This is a genomic window from Salinispirillum sp. LH 10-3-1, assembly GCF_030643825.1.
Lineage (GTDB): Bacteria > Pseudomonadota > Gammaproteobacteria > Pseudomonadales > Natronospirillaceae > Salinispirillum.
Genome location: NZ_CP101717.1, coordinates 2,498,064 through 2,517,490, shown reverse-complemented (window position 1 = coordinate 2,517,490; position 19,427 = coordinate 2,498,064). Strand labels below are relative to the sequence as shown.

Annotated in this window: 18 protein-coding genes; 4 read left to right on the top strand and 14 right to left on the bottom strand. The window is 54.4% G+C overall.

Annotated elements, in window-relative coordinates:
- The first annotated feature begins 171 nt into the window (after nt 1-171).
- Nucleotides 172-504 carry a metalloregulator ArsR/SmtB family transcription factor gene (locus NFC81_RS11405; RefSeq protein WP_304994608.1) on the top strand — a complete coding sequence of 111 codons (333 nt, stop codon included), beginning with the start codon at nt 172-174 and terminating at the stop codon, nt 502-504.
- Between the two features lie 155 nt (nt 505-659).
- Complete coding sequence (locus tag NFC81_RS11400) at nt 660-1,022, top strand: hypothetical protein (RefSeq protein WP_304994607.1); 363 nt, start codon at nt 660-662, stop codon at nt 1,020-1,022.
- Nucleotides 1,023-1,072: 50 nt separating this feature from the next.
- Here the strand turns inward: NFC81_RS11400 and hrpB are convergent, their stop codons facing one another.
- The 3 genes from hrpB to NFC81_RS11385 are packed head-to-tail and all read right to left on the bottom strand — an operon-like array spanning nt 1,073 to nt 4,826.
- The gene (hrpB, locus tag NFC81_RS11395; protein ID WP_304994606.1) at nt 1,073-3,442 is read right to left on the bottom strand and encodes an ATP-dependent helicase HrpB; all 2,370 of its coding nucleotides are present in this window, start codon (nt 3,440-3,442) and stop codon (nt 1,073-1,075) included.
- A 20-nt stretch (nt 3,443-3,462) separates the two neighbouring features.
- Nucleotides 3,463-3,855, bottom strand: coding sequence for a hypothetical protein (locus NFC81_RS11390; RefSeq protein WP_304994605.1), 393 nt, complete (start codon nt 3,853-3,855; stop codon nt 3,463-3,465).
- 47 nt (nt 3,856-3,902) lie between these two features.
- A complete protein-coding gene (locus NFC81_RS11385) occupies nt 3,903-4,826 on the bottom strand; it encodes a histone deacetylase family protein (RefSeq protein ID WP_304994604.1) in 924 nt (307 codons plus the stop codon).
- A 209-nt stretch (nt 4,827-5,035) separates the two neighbouring features.
- Between NFC81_RS11385 and NFC81_RS11380 the strand changes: the two genes are divergently transcribed.
- On the top strand, nt 5,036-7,681 hold the full coding sequence (locus NFC81_RS11380; RefSeq protein WP_304994603.1) for a bifunctional acetate--CoA ligase family protein/GNAT family N-acetyltransferase: 2,646 nt from the start codon (nt 5,036-5,038) through the stop codon (nt 7,679-7,681).
- Nucleotides 7,682-7,719: 38 nt separating this feature from the next.
- Here NFC81_RS11380 and NFC81_RS11375 read toward each other — a convergent pair whose 3' ends face one another.
- On the bottom strand, nt 7,720-8,619 hold the full coding sequence (locus NFC81_RS11375) for a hypothetical protein (RefSeq protein ID WP_304994602.1): 900 nt from the start codon (nt 8,617-8,619) through the stop codon (nt 7,720-7,722).
- 138 nt (nt 8,620-8,757) lie between these two features.
- Here NFC81_RS11375 and nudC point away from each other — a divergent pair, with 138 nt between their 5' ends.
- On the top strand, nt 8,758-9,594 hold the full coding sequence (gene nudC, locus NFC81_RS11370; protein WP_304994601.1) for an NAD(+) diphosphatase: 837 nt from the start codon (nt 8,758-8,760) through the stop codon (nt 9,592-9,594).
- On the opposite strand, the gene NFC81_RS11365 is transcribed toward nudC, so the two are convergent.
- The 10 genes from NFC81_RS11365 to ccoG all read right to left on the bottom strand — a co-directional run bounded on the left by NFC81_RS11365 (nt 9,571) and on the right by ccoG (nt 19,392).
- The gene (locus NFC81_RS11365; protein WP_304994600.1) at nt 9,571-11,391 is read right to left on the bottom strand and encodes an SLC13 family permease; all 1,821 of its coding nucleotides are present in this window, start codon (nt 11,389-11,391) and stop codon (nt 9,571-9,573) included. The two genes, nudC and NFC81_RS11365, sit on opposite strands and share 24 nt — an antisense overlap.
- A gap of 20 nt (nt 11,392-11,411) precedes the next feature.
- A complete protein-coding gene (gene ccoM / locus NFC81_RS11360; RefSeq protein ID WP_304994599.1) occupies nt 11,412-11,534 on the bottom strand; it encodes a cytochrome c oxidase subunit CcoM in 123 nt (40 codons plus the stop codon).
- A gap of 67 nt (nt 11,535-11,601) precedes the next feature.
- The gene (gene fnr / locus NFC81_RS11355) at nt 11,602-12,357 is read right to left on the bottom strand and encodes a fumarate/nitrate reduction transcriptional regulator Fnr (protein ID WP_304994598.1); all 756 of its coding nucleotides are present in this window, start codon (nt 12,355-12,357) and stop codon (nt 11,602-11,604) included.
- A 49-nt stretch (nt 12,358-12,406) separates the two neighbouring features.
- Nucleotides 12,407-13,399, bottom strand: a complete 993-nt coding sequence (gene ttcA, locus NFC81_RS11350; protein WP_304994597.1) for a tRNA 2-thiocytidine(32) synthetase TtcA — start codon at nt 13,397-13,399, stop codon at nt 12,407-12,409.
- A gap of 89 nt (nt 13,400-13,488) precedes the next feature.
- Nucleotides 13,489-14,061, bottom strand: coding sequence for a gamma-glutamylcyclotransferase family protein (locus NFC81_RS11345; RefSeq protein ID WP_304994596.1), 573 nt, complete (start codon nt 14,059-14,061; stop codon nt 13,489-13,491).
- An 80-nt stretch (nt 14,062-14,141) separates the two neighbouring features.
- The gene (locus tag NFC81_RS11340) at nt 14,142-14,804 is read right to left on the bottom strand and encodes a sulfite exporter TauE/SafE family protein (protein WP_304994595.1); all 663 of its coding nucleotides are present in this window, start codon (nt 14,802-14,804) and stop codon (nt 14,142-14,144) included.
- The gene (gene ccoS / locus NFC81_RS11335; protein WP_304994594.1) at nt 14,797-15,081 is read right to left on the bottom strand and encodes a cbb3-type cytochrome oxidase assembly protein CcoS; all 285 of its coding nucleotides are present in this window, start codon (nt 15,079-15,081) and stop codon (nt 14,797-14,799) included. The genes NFC81_RS11340 and ccoS overlap by 8 nt, the downstream gene beginning before the upstream one ends.
- The gene (locus tag NFC81_RS11330; protein WP_304994593.1) at nt 15,078-17,453 is read right to left on the bottom strand and encodes a heavy metal translocating P-type ATPase; all 2,376 of its coding nucleotides are present in this window, start codon (nt 17,451-17,453) and stop codon (nt 15,078-15,080) included. The genes ccoS and NFC81_RS11330 overlap by 4 nt, the downstream gene beginning before the upstream one ends.
- Nucleotides 17,453-17,974 (bottom strand): FixH family protein, encoded by a 522-nt coding sequence (locus tag NFC81_RS11325; RefSeq protein ID WP_304994592.1) that lies wholly within the window; start codon nt 17,972-17,974, stop codon nt 17,453-17,455. The genes NFC81_RS11330 and NFC81_RS11325 overlap by 1 nt, the downstream gene beginning before the upstream one ends.
- Nucleotides 17,971-19,392, bottom strand: coding sequence for a cytochrome c oxidase accessory protein CcoG (gene ccoG / locus NFC81_RS11320; RefSeq protein WP_304994591.1), 1,422 nt, complete (start codon nt 19,390-19,392; stop codon nt 17,971-17,973). The genes NFC81_RS11325 and ccoG overlap by 4 nt, the downstream gene beginning before the upstream one ends.
- Nucleotides 19,393-19,427: the final 35 nt, after the last annotated feature.

Genomic DNA, 19,427 nt, shown 5'->3' with positions numbered 1-19,427 from the left:
AACCGCGAAACTGAGTTGGCGGACTTGTGAGGCAGCGACAAAATAACCGCACGGTGCTTGCCTGCTGTCCTGCTTTGGGTGCAAAATGTACTGCTGATTAAAATATCATTTTCATGGAGCTCGTCACCGGTATGGAGAACAAGGCAACATGGAACAAGGGAAAATACTAACGTGAAACAATTGAAGGATGAGTCGCTGCTAATGACCGCAGATGACATGAAAGCTATGGCCGAAAATGCGGCTGACGCTGCAGCGCTGCTCAAAACACTGGGGCATGAATGCCGCTTGCTGATTATGTGCAACTTGTTGGACGGCGAAAAGACCGTTACTCAGCTCAATCAACAGGTTCCTTTAAGTCAATCGGCCCTGTCTCAGCATTTGGCGCGGTTGCGCAATGAAGGTTTGGTGTCGATTCGCAAAGAAGCGCAGATGGTCCACTACAGCTTGAAAAGCGACAAGGTAGAGCGTGTTATAGGCTTGTTGCACGATATGTACTGCAAGTAACCGGTATGTGACGCCGTGACACAATACTGTTAACCAGATCTCAGTCTTATGCTTTTTGTGGTTTTGTGCCATTTGGTAATTTGACAAGTGCCAAAACTCTCTCTAATGTCTGATTAAAATTTGTTCACTAACTTGTCAATAACCGGAGGGATAGTATGCCCAGTCCAGCGATGTCGGACAGCAGTCATATGGTCATGGACGATCTCCCGTTAATCCCATCAAAACGTCGTCTATCCGCGCGAGCGTGGGAAGTAGTCTGGACCATTCAGATGCTGAACCCGTTGCGAACTCCAGATACCCTTAATAAATTCGTCGCACAATTTAACGATGAGCACTGTGTATTTCGAGCTAAGCTGCGCACCGTGCAGCGCCTAGCCCTTTCGGTCACTTCTGAGAATACCGACGACGAAACCACGGTAGAGCAGGCTTTTACCGTGTTGCGTGCTATAGAGCGCCAATATGGCCCGATTCAGCTGATTGAGAATAGACCGGTCGAGCAGTGGCCTTTGCGCGACTGAGCAGCATCACTGCTGCTTAGTCACCTAATTTATAGGAACAAGAACGACATTCAGTCGGGCAGCAATGCGCGCTTTGTTTTGTGTGTGGCAATATGCTGGTCTGGATGCACTGGCCATGGATGGCGAGGATATCGGCCGCGCATTTCCTTCCTAACACTGGGATAGCTATTGGCCCAAAAAGACCCCAAGTCAGCCGTAATGGCTAATGGACGTCCGGCTGGTGACAGCAAATGCAGCGTCAGTGGAAGTCGTCCATCGGCCAGTGTCATTGTCTTGGCGCCAAAAAATTCCTGTAATTTACCTGCGACCATTGGTTGCTCACCGTTGTAGTCCACCTTCGCTTGGCGCCCACTGGGCAGGGTCACTTCATCAGGCAGTAGACGACGTAATTGGTGAACCCCATCCTGTCCTAGATAGAATTTTAGTCCTTCGTACCACGGTAATTTGTCCAGCTGGGTGTCGGCATTCAAAAAGGGCAACAACCAATCTGCCAGTCGTTGATGCAAAGACTCGTTGTCTACCGGCGGCAATGCCAGTATAGCTTTGCTGGCGGCGAGCCGGGCGCGCGCCAGTAATGTCTTGGCTTTGGAATCCCATGACTCAGGTGTGAGCGGGTTCAGTGCAATCACGCTCAAGAGTGCATTGGGTAGTTCGGTGTCTGGAACAGGATGACGTTCTGTATCCACCACCCGGCCACCTAGTAGCCACTGAGTTTCCTGCATCCAGCCGTGTCGTGTACGTGCCAGTTGGTGCTGAGGCGAACTCCAAGCGCGCTGCTGTTGGCGCGACGGTGACAGTGGTACGGCATAGCCAAGATGCTGTTCACCGCGACGTTGCACCGACAAAAACAACGCCCAGTCACTGCCCATAGTAGTCTGGCTGCCCTGCACGCTGATGCCTGATTCCAGGCGATACAGGCCAGATGATTTCTGCACACCAATGCGGTCACGCATGACCGCAGCAATGTGTTCGGGTTGCCAGGGGGCTTGTCTATCCACTGTTAAGGACAATACCTTCAACCAACGCTTGGCTTGTTGTTGCCAGTGCGGGTGGTGCTGTGCTTGCTGGTCTGCCTGTGCGCGCCAAGCGGCCGGGTCGTCGCCGGTTTCTGGCGTGAAATGCAGCGCCAGCGCCAACGTCAGGGCGTCAGCCGGAATAATCCGCCGGTACTGTTGTAGCCATGCGGCGATACGAGGGTGCGTGCCCAACGCAGAGACTTGCTTGCCGAGTGCGGTTATTTTGCCCCGCTCATCTACATGCCCCCAGCTGTGTAGGCGTTTTTGTGCCAGCTGTAGCGCCATGGCAGAAGGGCGGTCGGGCCAGTTCAGTAACGCCGCGTCTGTGCCCCAATGGGCTAATAAGAGAGCAAGTGGTATGGCGTCGGAGTGCAGAATGTCAGGTCGTTCTGCGGGGGCCAAAGACAGGCTTTCTGACCACAAGCGAATACAGTGTCCGGACTGTACGCGTCCCGCCCGCCCGCGCCGTTGATCAGCCGAGGCTTGACTGATTTGGCGTGTGACGAGGCGAGACACTCCCGTACTTTGCTCAAATTGCTGAAAGCGCGCCTGCCCGCTGTCGATCACCCAGGTGACGTCCGGCACCGTTAAGGACGTTTCAGCAATATTGGTCGATAAAATGATGCGTGGGCCGCTTGCCGGGTCGATGGCTTGCTGCTGCTCGGCACTGCTGACCACGCTGTGCAGGCGAACCACCTGACGCGTGGGGAACTGCTGGGTGATTGTTTTGTGACAGGCTTCGATGTCGTGCCAGCCGGGTAAAAACACCAGAATGGTGGCATCGGTATCGGGTTTGGCCTGATGAAGTGCGCGCACCACCTGACTGGACAAGCGTTCATTGGGGTTCGGTGGCAACCACTGGGTGTGTACCGGGAATTGGCGCCCCACGGCATGCAAGCGATGTGTGACTTGTTGGCGCAAGGCGGGGTCGGGCGTAGCGGTCATCAATATCACGCGCAAATCGTCGCGCAGTACCAGCAATTCTTGCAGCCATGCCCAAGCAATATCTTGTTGCATTGAGCGCTCGTGCACTTCGTCTAGGATGACGGTATGTACTTGGCTGAGCGCCGGGTCATGCAACAGTTGCTGCAAAAAAATACCCGGTGTCATCACCCGTAAGCGTGTCTGTTCATTGACTGTGCGCTCGTAAGGGACCTGATAACCGACGGTTTGCGGCTGCGGATGCAGGCTGGCCAATCGACGGGCTACAGCCCGCGTCGCCAGAATACGCGGCTGTATCAGCCACACCTGCTGCTCGACCGGACAAGCATCGAGCGCCCACAGCGGAATCAGGGTCGATTTACCAGCCCCAGGTTCAGCTTCCACCAACAGAGGGTTGCCGGAATCTGCAGCAAAGGCCGCACGGTGAGCATACAGCGGGAGGTCGGCCAGCGCAGCGGTCATAACAACAGGCTTCCCGCGTCTTACAGCACTGGGCCGTAAGGCAGGAAGCGATTCTGTGTATTGGCTTTTATCCAGCGTACGAGTTCTTTATCGGGCGCGCCGAACTTGGCTTTGTGCTGGCGAAAGGCGTGTATGACCGTGGATTTGGCGCCCGCATCACAGCCACCAATGTGACCCTCTGCCAGCGTCATCAACTGCATCAAGTGGACCAGTTCGCTGGCGGTCAGTTGGCTGATGACCGGTTCCCACAATGTCCAATCCAGCGTGATCCAAGCTTGGAGTGTGTGCCGGTCGTCATCGCTGAGCTGGACTAAAGCATCTGCGGAGGGCCAAGCCTGCGCCGTCCAACCGCGCACACGCGTCAGTTCAGGGTGATTGGGTTTTTGGGTTGGGTCCCATGTGGTTACAGACATAGTGTACCTTGTTCGGTTGTGTGCTGAATGTAGGGTTTGGTCACCGTCTAGCGGCCCATGAGTGCGGCGATATGGGCTTCTACACAATCGGCCAGCGCATGCACATCATAGCCGCCTTCGAGAAAGCTGATGATGCGCCCCTGCGCTAATTTATCAGCTTCCGCTTTAATGGATTCGGTCAGCCAGCGGAAGTCTTCCGTGGTCCAGTTCAGTTCGCCCAAGGGGTCGTCTGTATGGGCGTCAAAACCGGCAGAAATAAAGAAGAACTCGGGCTGGTGTTCCCGAATGGCGTGCCGCCAGTCGTCCTGCCAGATACGCCGAATCTCTGTGCCATCTGTATCCGCTTCCAGTGGTGCAAAGCGCATGTGCGGGTGCTGTGCTTGCCAATGCGAATTGGGGTAAAACGGGTGCTGGAAACTGGATAAAAAGAGTACGTCCGGGTCGTCACGAAAGATTTCCACCGTGCCATTGCCTTGGTGGACGTCAAAGTCGATCACACAAATACGCTTAATATGATAAGTCTGGCGCAAATAGCGCGCGGCAACCCCCAGGTTATGGAAAAAGCAGAAGCCCATGGTGGTGGCTGGCTCGGCATGGTGGCCGGGCGGGCGGGTGGCGCAAAAGGCATTTTGATAAAAGTGGTTCATGATGCCATCTACGGCTTGTACACCGGAGCCCGCTGCACGGTAGGCCGCTTCAATGCTACCCGGGCTCATAGCGGTGTCTGGTCCGGCGTGAATCATGCCGTGTTTGGGCGCGAGTAACTTTATCTGTTCGAGGTAACGCGGATGATGCACCGCCAGCAAATGGCGGTCCTCGGCGCGGTGCGCGGTGTAGATGTCCAGTTCTTGCCACAAAGGGTTGCGCTCCAACTGTTCAATGATAGCCGACAAGCGAGCTGGGCTTTCGGGATGCTCAGGCCCCATGTCATGCGTTAAGCATGCTGGATGATAGATGAAACCTGTCTTCATACAGAACTCCGACCACGGACGACGAGACGCTGAGGATGCGCAAACAGTATATAGGGTATTGTCGATTTTAGAAATTGTGCCGAACCGGTGACAATGATTACGCTGCCTAAATGCAGGATACCGTATTCTTACGCATCCTAGATTGCACCCTTCCGGTGTTTCCGCTTTACTGTAGTGCATACTCACTGATGCCTACATTGATGTGACCCATGGCCGACCTTGATGCGTTTTTCCAGCCCAAATCCATTGCCGTACTGGGCGCGTCAGAGCGTGAGGGCAGCATGGGTGGGCTGGTATTGCAGAACTTGCAAGGGGCCGGGTATCCACATCGTATTATCGCCGTGAACTTAAAGCGTTACGAGACGGTCTACGGTGTTAAGTGCATCTATCAAATTCGCCCTGAAGACCATATCGATCTGGCGGTCATTTGTCTGCCTGCTAAGGCGTTACTGCGCGCCATCAAAAGTGCTGCCGAAGCCGGTGTAAAAGCTGCCTTGGTGTTGTCTGGCGGCATGGCCCGCGATCAGCTCAGTACCAATACCATGCGGCGAATGACGCAACTGGCACGCCGTTGGGGTATTCGTCTGATGGGCCCGAACAGCCTGGGTGTGATCGTGCCGTCGTTCAATATGAACGTCTCGTATTCACACATTCAAGCGCGGCCGGGGAATATTGCCTATGTGGGCATGTCGTCAGCGCTGGGATCGGCGTTGCTGGACTGGGCCACCGGTCGTGGCTATGGCTTTTCGCACTTCGTAACGGTCGGGGCGCGTGCGGATGTCAGCATCAGCGATGTGGTGGATTATCTGGCGGAAGACCGACGGGTCAAGGCCATCTTGCTGCATGTGGAGAACATTCGGAATGCGCAACGCTTTATGACGGCGTTGCGTGCTGCCTCGAAGTCAAAAAAAGTACTTATTTTGAAAACCGATATGGATACGCCGGTACCGGAGGGGTTAGCCAACCGCTTAAAGCTGGATCAAGCCTATTTCGATCGCGCCGGGGTGTTGCAGGTTGATAACATTCAAACGCTCTTAGGTGGTGTGGAAACCTTAGTACGCTCACGTACTCTGTATTCGTACCGTGTTGCTCTGTTGGGTAATGGCTTAGGCCCGGCGTTTCTCGCCGAGCAGGAACTGCAGCGCCAAGGTGGTCTGCTGGCTCATCTGGATGGGCTGCCGGACAGCATCAAATCGCAAGCCTTGCATCAACCGCGTACGCGCAACAATCCGCTGATTTTACCCGCCAGTGTGAGTCCGGAGCTGCTGCGTGATTGCCTTGATGCGTTGGACAAATTGCCGGATATTGGGGCCAAACTGGTGATCTTAGTGCCCAGTGTTCGGTTGGATGTCGCGGGCGTGACTCACGAATTGTTGGCACATCATAAGCGCAGTCGGCGCACACTGATGGTAGTGTGGATGGGAGAGGCTACTGTGGGCGCCGCGCGGCAGGAACTTGATGATGCCGGAGTACTGAATTTTGATATGCCGATGGACGCTGTAGTGGCTTTCTCTACCATCGTACAGCATGAAAAAGTGCAGGCTTATTTGCGCGGCACTCCTGAGAAAACGACCTTGGCGTTACCCCAACAGGAACGCTTGGAGGAGTATGCCAAACCGATCAAGGACGACCTACCTACGCGCTTGTCGTGGGACGATACGCGCGCGCTGTTGGCGGAATTTGGTTTTGAACTTAATGGCGCCGATTACCGGCTAGATCGAGACGCCTTGACGGCAGTGCCGGTCGCAGCGGAAAAACCGGTGTCCTTGCGCTTATTACATGAACGTTATCTCTATCCCTTTGCCTACAGTGCCGATCCACAGCGGCGTTGGCGCGGTGTAGCTATTGATATCACCAGCACCGATCAGTTGGTGCAGGAAGCCGATCGCTTATTGGACGAGCTGGCCAACCACTTTCCTGATAGCACCTTTCATGGCTTCGCCGTGCAACCCATGCGGCGGCGGCTCGACTCGCTGCAGTTCAGCATGGGCATCACGCGCGACCAAGTGTACGGCCCTGTGTTGTTGTTTGGACTAGGAGGTACTTCGGCGAACGTGCGCTCGGACCGGAATATGGCCTTGCCACCGCTGAATCGTACCTTGGCGCGTGTGATGTTGCGCGAAACTCATGTGTACGAATTGCTGCAAGAGCGCTGCCGTCAACCGGTGCTGGCTGAAGATGTGTTATTGCAAGCCATTATGCGATTGTCAGCAATGGCGGAGCAGTGCCCTTGGCTCGAAGGTCTGGAAATGAATTTGGTGCTGGAGCGTGATGATCGCTTGGTGGTGTTGGGTTCTGCAGCACAGCGGGGTTTGCCGGTGAGCCCGGCGATTCCGGTTTATCCAGGTGAGTGGATTAAAACCCTGCGACGTAAACAGGCTTCTTATACTTTACGGCCTATTCGCGCTGAAGATGAGCCAGCGATGAAGGTGTTGTTTGAACAGCAGACGCCAGAGGCCTTGCGCTTGCGGTTCTTTGGCAGTCGGTTGAACTTTGAGCATCGAGAGCTGGCAGCCATGTGCCAAGTAGACTATCACCGCGAGATGGCCATGGTATTGGAAGACGACCAAGGCCACTTGCTGGGTGAAGTGCGAGGCTGGACACGCTTGGGTAAGGTAAAAAACATGGAGTTCGCAATTTTGCTCGACCGAACGGTACAGAAGCAGGGTCTGGCCATTGACATGCTGGCCCAACTGGAGTCATTCGCGCACAGTCGTGATGTCAAACTGATGCGTGCCGAAATGTTACCGGAGAATCATGGCATGCGTAAGTTAGGCCTTAATAGTGGTTACCAGGTCACCCATCTTGACGATGATATGGTGACCATCGAGAAACCCCTATCGACCACTCAATGACCGGTCAGCGCGTTGGGTCGCCGCCTGGCGAAGTGCCACTACCACGTCCCGCTGCGAAACTGTTCCGGTGTTATCCAATATTTGGCGTCATTGATGTTGATCGTGTCGCTTAAGAAGTCGTTGGGCAATTCAATGATATGAGCGTTGGACCAACCGCGCATGGCATGCACGTCTTGCAGCGTTGGGTGTTGGCGTAAGTTGTACTCGAACCAGCCGCTTTCGATCAGCAACTCTAGGCCGGACGTCAATCGTTGGGCTAAGTCTGCACGATCCAGCGGGACAAAAAAGTACATGGGGAACGGGTAGTAGATGATCAAGTCGGTGAAGGCCACGAGCTCAGGGCGCTCCAGCCGTGCTTCCGCCAATTCAGGAAAAACCTCATGAATGCCGCGTGGAAAGTAATCACAGCGTCTGCCGGCCAGCATCGTATACATCACTGCAAAGCTGCTGATTCGTTCGACGGGTAAGCCGGCAGCCTCCAGAATATCGGAATCTGGCCAACTATCACCCTGACAGGCAACCAGGCTTTGCAAATCCTCAACGTTTTGTATTTCGGCCCATTTACCGACATCGGCGGTTCTGATGACAGGAATTCGATAACCTAAAAGCCCCTTCAGCAAGGGTATTGGAATCGCTTGCAGGTCGCGCTCGCGGTCCGAATTGGTGCCTGCCCAGTAAACTTGAATAATATTACCTTGCGCTACTTCACGTAGGGCTCTCGCTTGTGTCATGGCGATATCTGCAAAGTGCAGTTCGTATGGGCCATGGGATGGAGCAGTCACCTGCAGTATTTGCTCCAAAAGCTCGGTGAAGTAGGGGTAGCTGGCATCTAGCGAAGATTGCGGTGCAACCGTGGTGATTACGGTTGAAGACGCCATAACAGAGCCCGACAACACACAGGCCGTGCCTACTAGGCTCAATACAGCCGCACGTAACATGGGGACAGACCATTTCTTTTTTTGATGCACTCAGTGTAGTTTGAGAACCCCTGGCTTGCCAGTCAAGCCTGCTAAGGATCTCGTAATTGGCCTACTTAGCGGGTATTCTGGGGTTAAATACTGCGGAGCTTTGGATCAATGCTTTACGATATCGAACAGCTTGATTGGGCGTTGAATGCACCACCAGAGCAGATTCCTGCTAAGGCTCGGTTGATTCAGGTTCGCGGGCACGAAGTGCTGTCGGTATTACCTGATCGCTGGCAGCCACCTGTGCTTGTTGAGGTGGCAGACGCCGAAGACCCAATATGGCTTGGGAAAGTGGGCGGTATTCCGTATTACGCGACCGCTTTTCGCGACCACTGGCTAACTGAGCAAACGCGCTTGGTGAATCTGCGTGACCTGTTGGTGGAGTCAGAAAGTGCCTTTGCCGTTGCCAGCCGGGCGGCGCAGTTGGTGACCTGGCTACGCCAACATCAATACTGCGGGCAGTGCGGTAGGCCCACAACACGCGCTTATGAGGAACACTATCTCGCCTGTGAGCCGTGCCGCTTGCGTTTTTACCCGCGCATCCAACCGTGCATCATTGTCTTGGTGGTGCGTGGAGACGAGGTGCTGCTGGCGCAAGGTGTACGCCACCAACACACCGGCTATTACAGTACGCTGGCGGGTTTTATGGAGGTTGGTGAGTCGGTAGAGCAAGCGGTGCATCGAGAGGTGTTTGAGGAGGTGGGTTTGCAGCTAAAGAACCTGCGCTATATGAGCAGTCAGACGTGGCCATTCCCCAATCAGCTGATGCTGGGCTTTATCGCTGAGTACGATTCTGGCGACATTGTTATTGAGCCAAACGAGATTGTGGATGCTCGTTGGTGGCCGTTGGATCAGCTGCCCAAGCGGCCACCCAGCGCTTCCATCAGTGGTTGGTTGGTGGATACCTATCGTAAAGAGCGGCAATCAAAAGGGAAACAGGCGCGGTAACATCAACAGGGTAACCGCCATGGATAACAACTGCAGAGGCACACCTACTTTCACGAAGTCCATAAACTGATAGTTGCCCGGGGTGACCACCAAGGTATTCACCGGCGAGGCAATGGGCGTGGCGAAAGCAGTCGACGCAGCGATGGCTACGGCCATCATAAAGGGCATGGGGTTTAAGCCAAGCCCCTGCGCAATGCCCAAAGTAATGGGTGCCATCAGAACCGTCGTGGCGGTGTTGGAGATGAACTGACTGAGTAGCGCCGTTAATAGAAAAATACCGCCACAGATGACCACCGGCGGTGCCGCGCCAAACCGACCCAACGCTTCGCTGACCAATAGCTCGGCAGCACCACTGGATTGCATGGCCAATGCCAGCGGAATCATCCCGGCAATCAATACCAAGCTGCGCCCGTTTAACGAACGATAGGCTTCGGTAATATTCAAACAGCCGGTGGCCACCATCAAAACGGCTGCCAACAAGATGGCAGTCAGGTTGTCCAGCCAGCCCGTTGTCATCAACACGATCATACCGAGAATAATGGCGATGGCGTGCAAGGCTTTGTCGGCATGACTGGGTGCGTCTTGCATTTCGGTGGGTTGATTAAGAATCACAAAGTCTCGCCCACCATGCAGGTTGCGTAACACTTCCCAGCTGGCCGACAACAAGAGAGCGTCGCCCACGGCCAATGTAGTGCCGCTGAAATCCGTGCTCAGAGCCTGATTCTGCCGTCGCACACCTACCACGCTGGCGCCGTATTTCGCCCGAAATTCGATGTCACTGAGGGTGCGGCCTTCGAGTGGGGATTGTGGAATCAATAAGATTTCCATGGCGCCAAAGAACTTCTGCACGCGCCGCCGCTCATCCGGGTCCAATGTCGACATCTGTAAGCCGAGATCAGCACACAGCAGGCGCACATGGTCGCCGGTACCATAAACATAGAGCGTGTCTTCAGCCTGAACTTGGCTGTTAATCAATACCGCATCGATGGTAGAGAGCGCGTGGCCACGGTGGCGACTGGCAAACACGGTGGTTTCGTAACGACTGCGCAGGCCGGCATCGGCCACTGTTTGTCCGATCAATAAACTGCCGGGTGGCACACTGAGACGAAATAGCTGGTCTTGCAGTTCATACCGTTCAAACAATACTTGAAGGGGGTCGCTGCCATACTCGTTGCTTGATTCTGTACGCGTGGGGAGTAGGAAGCGTGCGATGAAAACAAGATACAGGCTGCCCACCACCAAGACCGCGACCCCTAATGGCGTAAAGGCAAAAAAACCGAAAGACTCCAGCCCTGCGTTATGAAGTGCATCGGTAACGATGATGTTCGGGGGTGTACCAATGAGTGTAAGCATGCCACCGATGAGAGCGGCAAAGGCCATTGGCATGAGCACCCGCGATGCTTGAATGTCGGAGTCACGAGTCATGCTCAAGACGACCGGGATCAAAAGTGCGACTGCACCAGTTGAACTCATAAAAGCCGATAGCACCGCGACGACGGGCAGGATTATCAGCATCAAGCGCGTTTCGCTGTGCCCACCCCAGCGCATGATACGACGCCCGACACTGGCAGCCACACCGGTACGCGCCAAGCCTTCACCGACAATGAACAGTCCGGCAATCATGATGACGACGGGCTCACCAAAGCCAGAAATGGCTTGCGTAGGTGATATCACGCCGGAGATCGCCAGAATCACCATTACGCCCAACGCCACGGCGTCCATGCGAATTTTATCCGCAATGAACACCAAAATGGTACCTGCCAGTAGGGCAAAAACGAACAAGATTTCTCCAGTCATGCCCCAGTCAGCCTTATGAGTTATGGTTTGGGTTTGTCGTCTTTGTGCGCGTCTTTGTAGATGAACCAGAAGAAGCCGCCGGCAAAGGCAATGGTGCCCAAAACGGCGAGAACCCCAGCAACCACAATGGTGTCGATGTACATGCTGCTACCCTCGTGCAATGAATGAACTCATTGTATGCAGAGTTGCAGCGGTTGATGTTGATCTGAGTCAGTCGGTGCTCACTTCCAATAGCCCGAGCTCCAGGCGCTCGGAGTCACTTAACGAGGCGATATTGCACAGCTCATGGTGTTGCAGCACATGAATCTCTTTGGCGTTACCACCAAAGCTGATTAATTCTTGGTTTTGGAAGCGTGTGAACACCCGGCTCACGGTTTCCACTGCGAGGCCAAGGAAGTTCGCCATATCAGCGCGCGACATGGTGAGTCGGAACATGCGCTCTGAATAGCCGCGACGTTTAAAACGATGCGCTAGACTCAGCAGAAAGGAGGCAACACGCTCTTCCGCACTTTTTTTGCTCAATAGCATCATCATTTGTTGGTCTTCACGAATTTCGCGGCCCATGATGCGCATGATTTGGCGGCGTAACTCAGGCAAGCGATTACTTAGGTCGTCCAACAATTCGATGGGGATCTCACACACATTGGTGGTTTCTAACGCCTTAGCTGAGGCTTGGTAAGTCGCTACGTCATAGCTGGACAGGCCGATCATTTCGCTGGCCAGATGGAAACCAGTGATTTGTTCTTCGCCGTCTTTAGTCAGGGTATAGGTTTTTAGCGTGCCGGTGCGCACTGCAAATACCGAGGTAAACGCATCGCCTTGGTAGAATAGATGTTCGCCTTTTTGAATCGGGCGACCGCGCTTAATGATGTCATCGAGCTTGTCGATGTCGTCGAACGAGAGCGAGACCGGCAAGCACAAAGGATTGAGCGAGCAGGTTTTACAGGCGGCTGAGTTCAAAGGCATAGCAATTAGTTCCGTGTTTTCGTACCCAAGAGTGCCGCAGGTTCAGTCATCAGAGGGATAGAATATCTGTCCCGTCACTGACTGCTGTGCTTTCGCTCTCACCCTGAGTGGGCGGCACGAAACTGCGTACGCGTGTCTGTGCCATTGGGCCTTCGTGTTCTGAGTTACCAATAGGTAGTACAGGTATACTGTTGCTGGTCAGGCCGGAAAAGTCAAACAACGAACGATCAGCAAGCTGTGAAGGTGCAACATTTTGCAACGCCTTGAACATGATTTCTGAGCGTCCAGGATGTTGTTTGTCCCAGTCGCGGATCATCTGCTTAATGTTCTGTCGTTGCAGGTTTTCCTGTGAACCACAGAGGTTACACGGAATGATAGGAAAAGCCATTTGATCGGCAAATGCTTGAATGTCATGCTCTTTGCAGTACGCCAGTGGTCGAATCAAAATGTTACTCTGACTGTCCGACAGCAACTTAGGCGGCATGGCTTTTAACTTGCCACCGTAGAACAGGTTAAGAAAGAAGGTTTCCAGAATGTCATCGCGGTGATGCCCCAAAGCGATCTTGCTGGCCCCGATTTGGTCGGCAAAAGCGTACAGCGTACCGCGACGCAGCCGCGAGCAAATGCCACAAGTCGTCTTACCCTCGGGCACCATTTCCTGTACGACCGAATAGGTATCGCGCTCCAGAATATGGTACGCCACCCCGATGCTTTCTAGGTATTCCGGTAGAATATGCTCTGGGAAGCCAGGTTGCTTCTGGTCGAGATTCACAGCGACCAATTCAAACTGAATGGGCGCACTCTTTTGCAGATTGCGTAGAATTTCCAGCAGGGTATAAGAATCCTTGCCGCCGGACAGGCACACCATGACCTTGTCGCCGTCTTCAATCATATTGAAGTCGGCAATCGCGCGGCCTGTTTCACGACGCAAACGCTTTTGCAGCTTATTGAGTTCAGTGCGGCTTTTTTTGCTCGCTACCGCGTCATAGCTTGGCAGCGTCGGGTCGATAATGGCGGCGTTCGTAGTCGATGATGCAGTCATAGTAGACGGTACGTTCAGTTGTGTGACTTGAGGGCGCGTGTTTTAACACCATCCGTTAAGGGTGTAAAGTAGCCCTTTGTTAAGCTGTTTTAATTAGGCGTAATGAGAGGCGCAGCCTCTTCCAGCAGATGGTCTATGAGCGGAAGCACGACCTGCTGCTTTGGGTTGAGCGGGCGCGGATACATGGGCTCGGCCCGATCGTCAATACGCTGTTTCCAACCACTGGTGTGTTGTAAAAAGTGGCGGGCAAAATCCATACTTTCTTGAATGCAGCCGTGTAAGATGACATCGAGGTAGCTTTGGGCAATAGGGTGCTCGCTGGACGAGGGCTGCGGGAGGTACACCCAGAAATCGCCGTCTGGCATGGGTTGCTCGCGCAGCAGTTCCAGTTGTTCACGTGCTAGGGGGACGCGTTCGTATTCAACTTCTCGGGCATCGAAGTGGCGCAGCTCGCTGTCGCTGAGGGGAAAAATTACGCCGCCAGTACGGCGATCTGCTTGGCGTTGAATGCCCACGACACTCAGGTCAGCACTGGCGATGGGTACACTCCAGCTGCGCTCAAAGCCCCGCAGTACTACGGGTAATGCCTCGCCTGTTACGCCAGTACGAGCGCGACTGTCGGCACAAATCAGGCTGCCATAGCCGAAGATCCAGTGTTTCATAGAACATCACAGATTATCAGTGAACATTGATTCTGCCACACTCATATCGTATGAGGCCAGCCCTCTGGCCGAACCCTTAATTAATGAGCGTGTGGAGCAACACCCAGCAAGCTCAGCAACATCCATACGCCCATTAAGATAACTGAGACACCCGCCACGGTAGGAAACCACCGGCTACGTAATACTTGTTGCAGCAAGGTAAGAAACAGCGTGGCGCCGAGCATGCTGGGGAGCGTGCCAAGGCCAAAAAACAGCATCACCAATGCCCCCATGCTTGCGGATTGTGTGGCAATGGACAGTCCCAACATGCTGTACACCAGCCCGCAGGGTAGCCAGCCCCATACTGCCCCGGCAGCGAGCGCACGTGGCAGAGAGTTGATCGGCATAACTTTTTTGGTCAAGGGTTGCAGATGGCGCCACACGCCTTGGCCGACGGCTTCCAGGCGAATGAGGACGCGCCACCAACCTGTAATGTAAAGCCCGACCGCGATCACCAGCAAGGCTGCAATGATACGCAACGGCATCAAAGCCTGCGTGGGCAAAAAGCTGGCTGCGGCACCTGTTATTGCGCCGATCAGTACGTAAGTGCCCACTCGCCCAAGATTATAACCCACACCCAACCAGCGATTTTTGGTACTCAAACCCAGCGCAGAAACAATGCCGCCGCACATTGCGATGCAGTGGCCACTGCCCAGCAACCCGCTCAATAAAGCAGGGAGCAGCAAGTAATAGAGCTCATTCATTTTTTTTGTCAGCGTCCTGAGTTTTCAGTGCCTTCTGCGCCATATCTTTTGCCTCCAACGCTTTGGCTTTTTGCTCGGCTTTATTTTGTAACTTTTTTTCTTGCTCAGGCGTGCGCGCATCCTTGGGGATCAGGTGGGCGTCGTCTTCGAACAGAATCCGGTGGCCTGGGCTATCGAGGTCATCGTATTGACCTGAGCGCACGCCCCACACTAAGAACCAGACTGCAACGCATAACAGCAGGAGACTGATGGGGATGAGCAGTAACAGTATGGTCATGACACATTCCTAACCCGCAGGGCGTTAAATACCACGATCAATGAGCTGGCTGACATGCCTATGGCGGCCATCCACGGTGTGACCAAGCCAACACCGGCCAGTGGTATTGCCAGCACATTGTACACCGTGGCCCATTGTACATTTTGGCGCGTTAGCTGGGCGGAGCGTCGTGCCACCCGGACTGCCAGCGGCAGAGTCGTCAGCCGTCCGTTCAGAATCAAGGCGTCTGCTTGATGCTTCGACCAGTCGGTACCGTTAGCCATAGCGATGCTGACGTCTGCTCCCTTAAGCGCGGCCGCATCGTTTAATCCATCACCTACCATGACAACGCATTCACCCGACTGCTGCAACGATTGTAACAGGGCCAGCTTGGTGTCTGGGGTGGCTGCTTTTACGATGTCTTCGACCTGAACCTTCTTTGCTATCCAGTCCACGTGCGTTGATGGATCTCCCGATACGATACCGGTGTGGAGATGCAGGGTATGCAGTTGTTCAAGTGCGTGGGGGGCGTCATCGCGCAATGCATCCACAAGCTCGATGTCCAGCCAGGGTTCGGCATCGACCGACAAGCGTACCCACTGGGTGTTGTCGGTAGGGTTTGGATCGCTCTCGGGTCGTGTGGTCAGGCGATAGGTACGACCATTCTTTTGGCCCGCCACTCCGACGCCCGGCAACCATTCCCAATGGTCCCAGTCATACCACGTGGGTGTATGATCGCTAAAGGCTGCAGCAATGGGATGCTCGCTGTTGAGCTCCAACGCTGCGGCGAGGCGCAAACATTCTGCGTCTGGTGGCGCCCCCGCATGCCGATACAGTTGTCCGCGCTGATACTGACCCTCTGTTAGTGTGCCGGTTTTATCGAGCCACACCTGAGTGGCTTTGCCCAAAATGTCTAAGACATGGCCACGAGTTACCAAGAACCCGGCCCGGCGCAGTCGATCATTGGCGACCGTCAGTACGGTCGGTGCGGCAAGCGATAGGGCGCAAGGGCAGGTGACCACCAATACACTGATGGCGATCCAAAAGGCGCGGTCAGCGTCGATGAACAACCACGCGGTGTAGCTGACCGCCGCCAACACCAATATAACGGCCACGAACTGCTGTGCTAGGCGATCGGTGACGGCAATCAGGTTGGGTTTTTCACGCTGCGCACGGGCCAACAGGCGTTGCAATGTCGATAGGGATGAGTCACCGGCGAGGCGTGTCACCCGCAACGACATCGGTTGCCCGAGATTGATGCTGCCGGCGCGCACAACATCCCCTTCTTGTACTTGGCGTGGCAGGTACTCACCGGTGGTGCTGGACTCGTCCAACTCCGCCACGGCACTGTGTAGCACGCCGTCGAGTGGCACGCGTTCGCCGGGCAGTAGATGCAATACGTCGCCCACAGCCACCGCACTGACGGCCACGGTCTCTGTGCGCTGGTCAGCACACTCACGTTGCACAAAAGCTGGAATCAGGTCATCCAGTGCGTTGCCGCTGTCGACCAGCGCCCGCCGTGAACGAAACTCCAGAAAGCGCCCCAGCAACAGAAAGAAGGTGAACATACAGAGCGATTCGAAATACACCTCGCCGCTGCGTGTTAGGGTCGCGAGCGCGCTGGCAAAAAATGTCAGAATGATAGCAATGGCGACCGGCACGTCCATCCCCAGGCGGCCATGTCGTACATCCTGCCAGGCATTATGATAAAACGGCCAGGCGGCATAGATAATGACGGGTAGGGTCAACAGCATACTGGCCCAGCGGATAATGTGCTCACTGGTGGCGTCGATATTGCCGGTGTACAACGCGACCGCGTTCATCATGACTTGCATGGAGCCGACACCGGCGGCGATCAAACGCAAAATGTACTGTTTCTGCGTACGCTCATGCGCTTGCTGGGCAGCATCAGGGCGATACGGTCGCAGGCGATAGCCCAGTTGTGCGACGCCTTGTGCCAGCTGCGTCAGGGAAACATCAGGCTGCCATTCCAGCCACAGACGCTGGTTGCTTTGGTTTAAGTGCGCCGCAATAACACCCTCTTGTTGCTGCAGGTGCTGCTCAATCATCCAAATGCAGGCGGCACAATGAATACCTTCGACTTGCAGTGTGGCTGACTGGTGGCCTGCGGCATTGGTAACAAAGCGGGCTTGTACGTCTGGGTGGTCCAACTGTTCGATCAGCCGTGCTTCGTGTGCTGTGAGTGGCACAACGGGCTGGCCTGCCGAGCGCCATTGGTAATAGTCACTTAGGCCGCAGTACAAAATGGCTTGCGCTGCGGCCTGGCAGCCGCCACAACAGAATTGTGCTTCAGTGCCGTCGTCCAATGTGGTTTGGAAACGGTTATCCAAAACGGGCAATGCACAGTGGTAACAAGCGGTTGGCGTCGTCATCAGTAAACGCGCGGTAGCAGCTCGGCTTCACCATCAAAAGGCAGCATGATCTCGCCACGTAAACGCCATAGGCTGTCTTGGGTAACAGGTTTTAAGAAGGCGTAACGGCGCCCGGTCATTTCCAGAATGGGGCCTGAGCGGTAGCGACCGTTGTTCACATGTACTAAGACAAATTCGCGGTCATTAGCTTCGCGGGTAGGAAAAATCAATTCCAGACGTAACTGGGGCGGCCAAGAATTGTCTAGGCCCTTTACGTCAATTACTAAGGCTTCGCCATCACGTTGAATGATTGCACTCAACCCCATGTCACGGGCCAATTCGTCATGGTCGCGACGCACGTCATAGCCACGGTAGCTGCGGTAGACATCATCGGCGACGCTGCCGTCGCGGTCTGTGAGTGCTGCCGGTATCAGGAAGCCTAAAGTAACAATCATTACGCCCGCTAAGGGCGCCATGGCGAACCAGAAAAATCCTACTTTGTACCAGGGAACAAAGGTCTCGTCGTGCTTGGTGTTGGTCATCGGAAACTACTCGGTCCAAAAAAACGTGATTCTTTTTCAACTCGGATACCCGAGTCATCGATGGCTACCGCGTAAAAAAAGATATCGGCAGACGGACGGTCGAGTCGTGACGGTTCAGTTTCAACCCGAACCGGAATGTTCACACTCTCTCCAGCGGAAACGCGTATTTCCGCCGGGCTGATGAGCGTCAGCCCTTCGACCCCCGATACCTCTAAGCGAAAGGTGCGGGCTTGTTGATCCATGTTCATGAGGCGCAAGGTATAGCTGTTTTCGACCATACCATAGGGTGTAACTCGATGCAGCGCACCACGATCACGAATCACGTCCAGTTGTGCGGGCACTCGGCTGGCAAGGAAGACTGCCATGACCACGAACATGGCCAAGAGCACCAGGCCATAGCCCAGTAAGCGTGGGCGCAGTATTTTGGTCTGCTGCCCTGACAGGTTGTGTTCCGTCGTATAGCGCACCAAGCCTTTCGGATAGTTCATTTGCTCCATGACCGAATCACAGGCGTCGACACAGGCGGCGCAGGAAATACATTCGTACTGCAGTCCATCACGTATATCGATTCCCACTGGGCACACCTGCACACAGAGGTCGCAGTCGATGCAGTCGCCCAAGCCTTCGGCGCGCGGGTCTACACTCTTCTTGCGTGAACCGCGTGGTTCGCCGCGGGCTGTATCGTAAGACACAATTAGGGTGTCTTGATCGAACATGGCTGCCTGAAAGCGCGCATAGGGACACATGTAAATGCACACTTGTTCACGCATCCAACCAGCATTGCCATAGGTTGCCAATGTAAAGAAACCCACCCAAAAGAGTACCCAGCCACCCACGTTGAAAGTCACCAAGCCGCTGATAAGCTCACGAATAGGGACAAAGTAGCCGACAAAGGTGATCGCTGTTGCAATGGCAACCAACACCCAGCCAGTGTGCTTGGCTGTTTTGCGCAGTATTTTTTGCGCACTCCAGCTTTGGGCGTCGAGTTTGATGCGAGCGTTACGTTTGCCTTCGGTCTTCTCTTCTATGAATACGAATATCCATGTCCAGACCGACTGCGGGCAGGTGTAACCGCACCAAACGCGTCCGGCGAATACGGTGATAAAGAACAGGCCGAAAGCACAGATGATTAAGGCAAAACTCAATAAAAAGAAATCCTGTGGCCAGAAAGTCACAGTGAAAATGTGAAATTGACGCGAACCGAGATCAAACCATACGGCCTGTCGACCGTCGATCTCTAGCCAAACGGTGCCAAAGTAAAGCAGAAACAGAAACAACACGCCGACGAAACGTAGATTGCGGAATAGCCCTTTAATTCTTCGAATATAGATCTTCTCCGGGGCCACATACATGCTGTATTGCTGTACGGCATCATTGGTCGTCGGGGTAATGTCTTGGACATCAATCTTTTCGGGCATGTCATCTCTCAATAGAAACGCGGGGGAATGCTGGG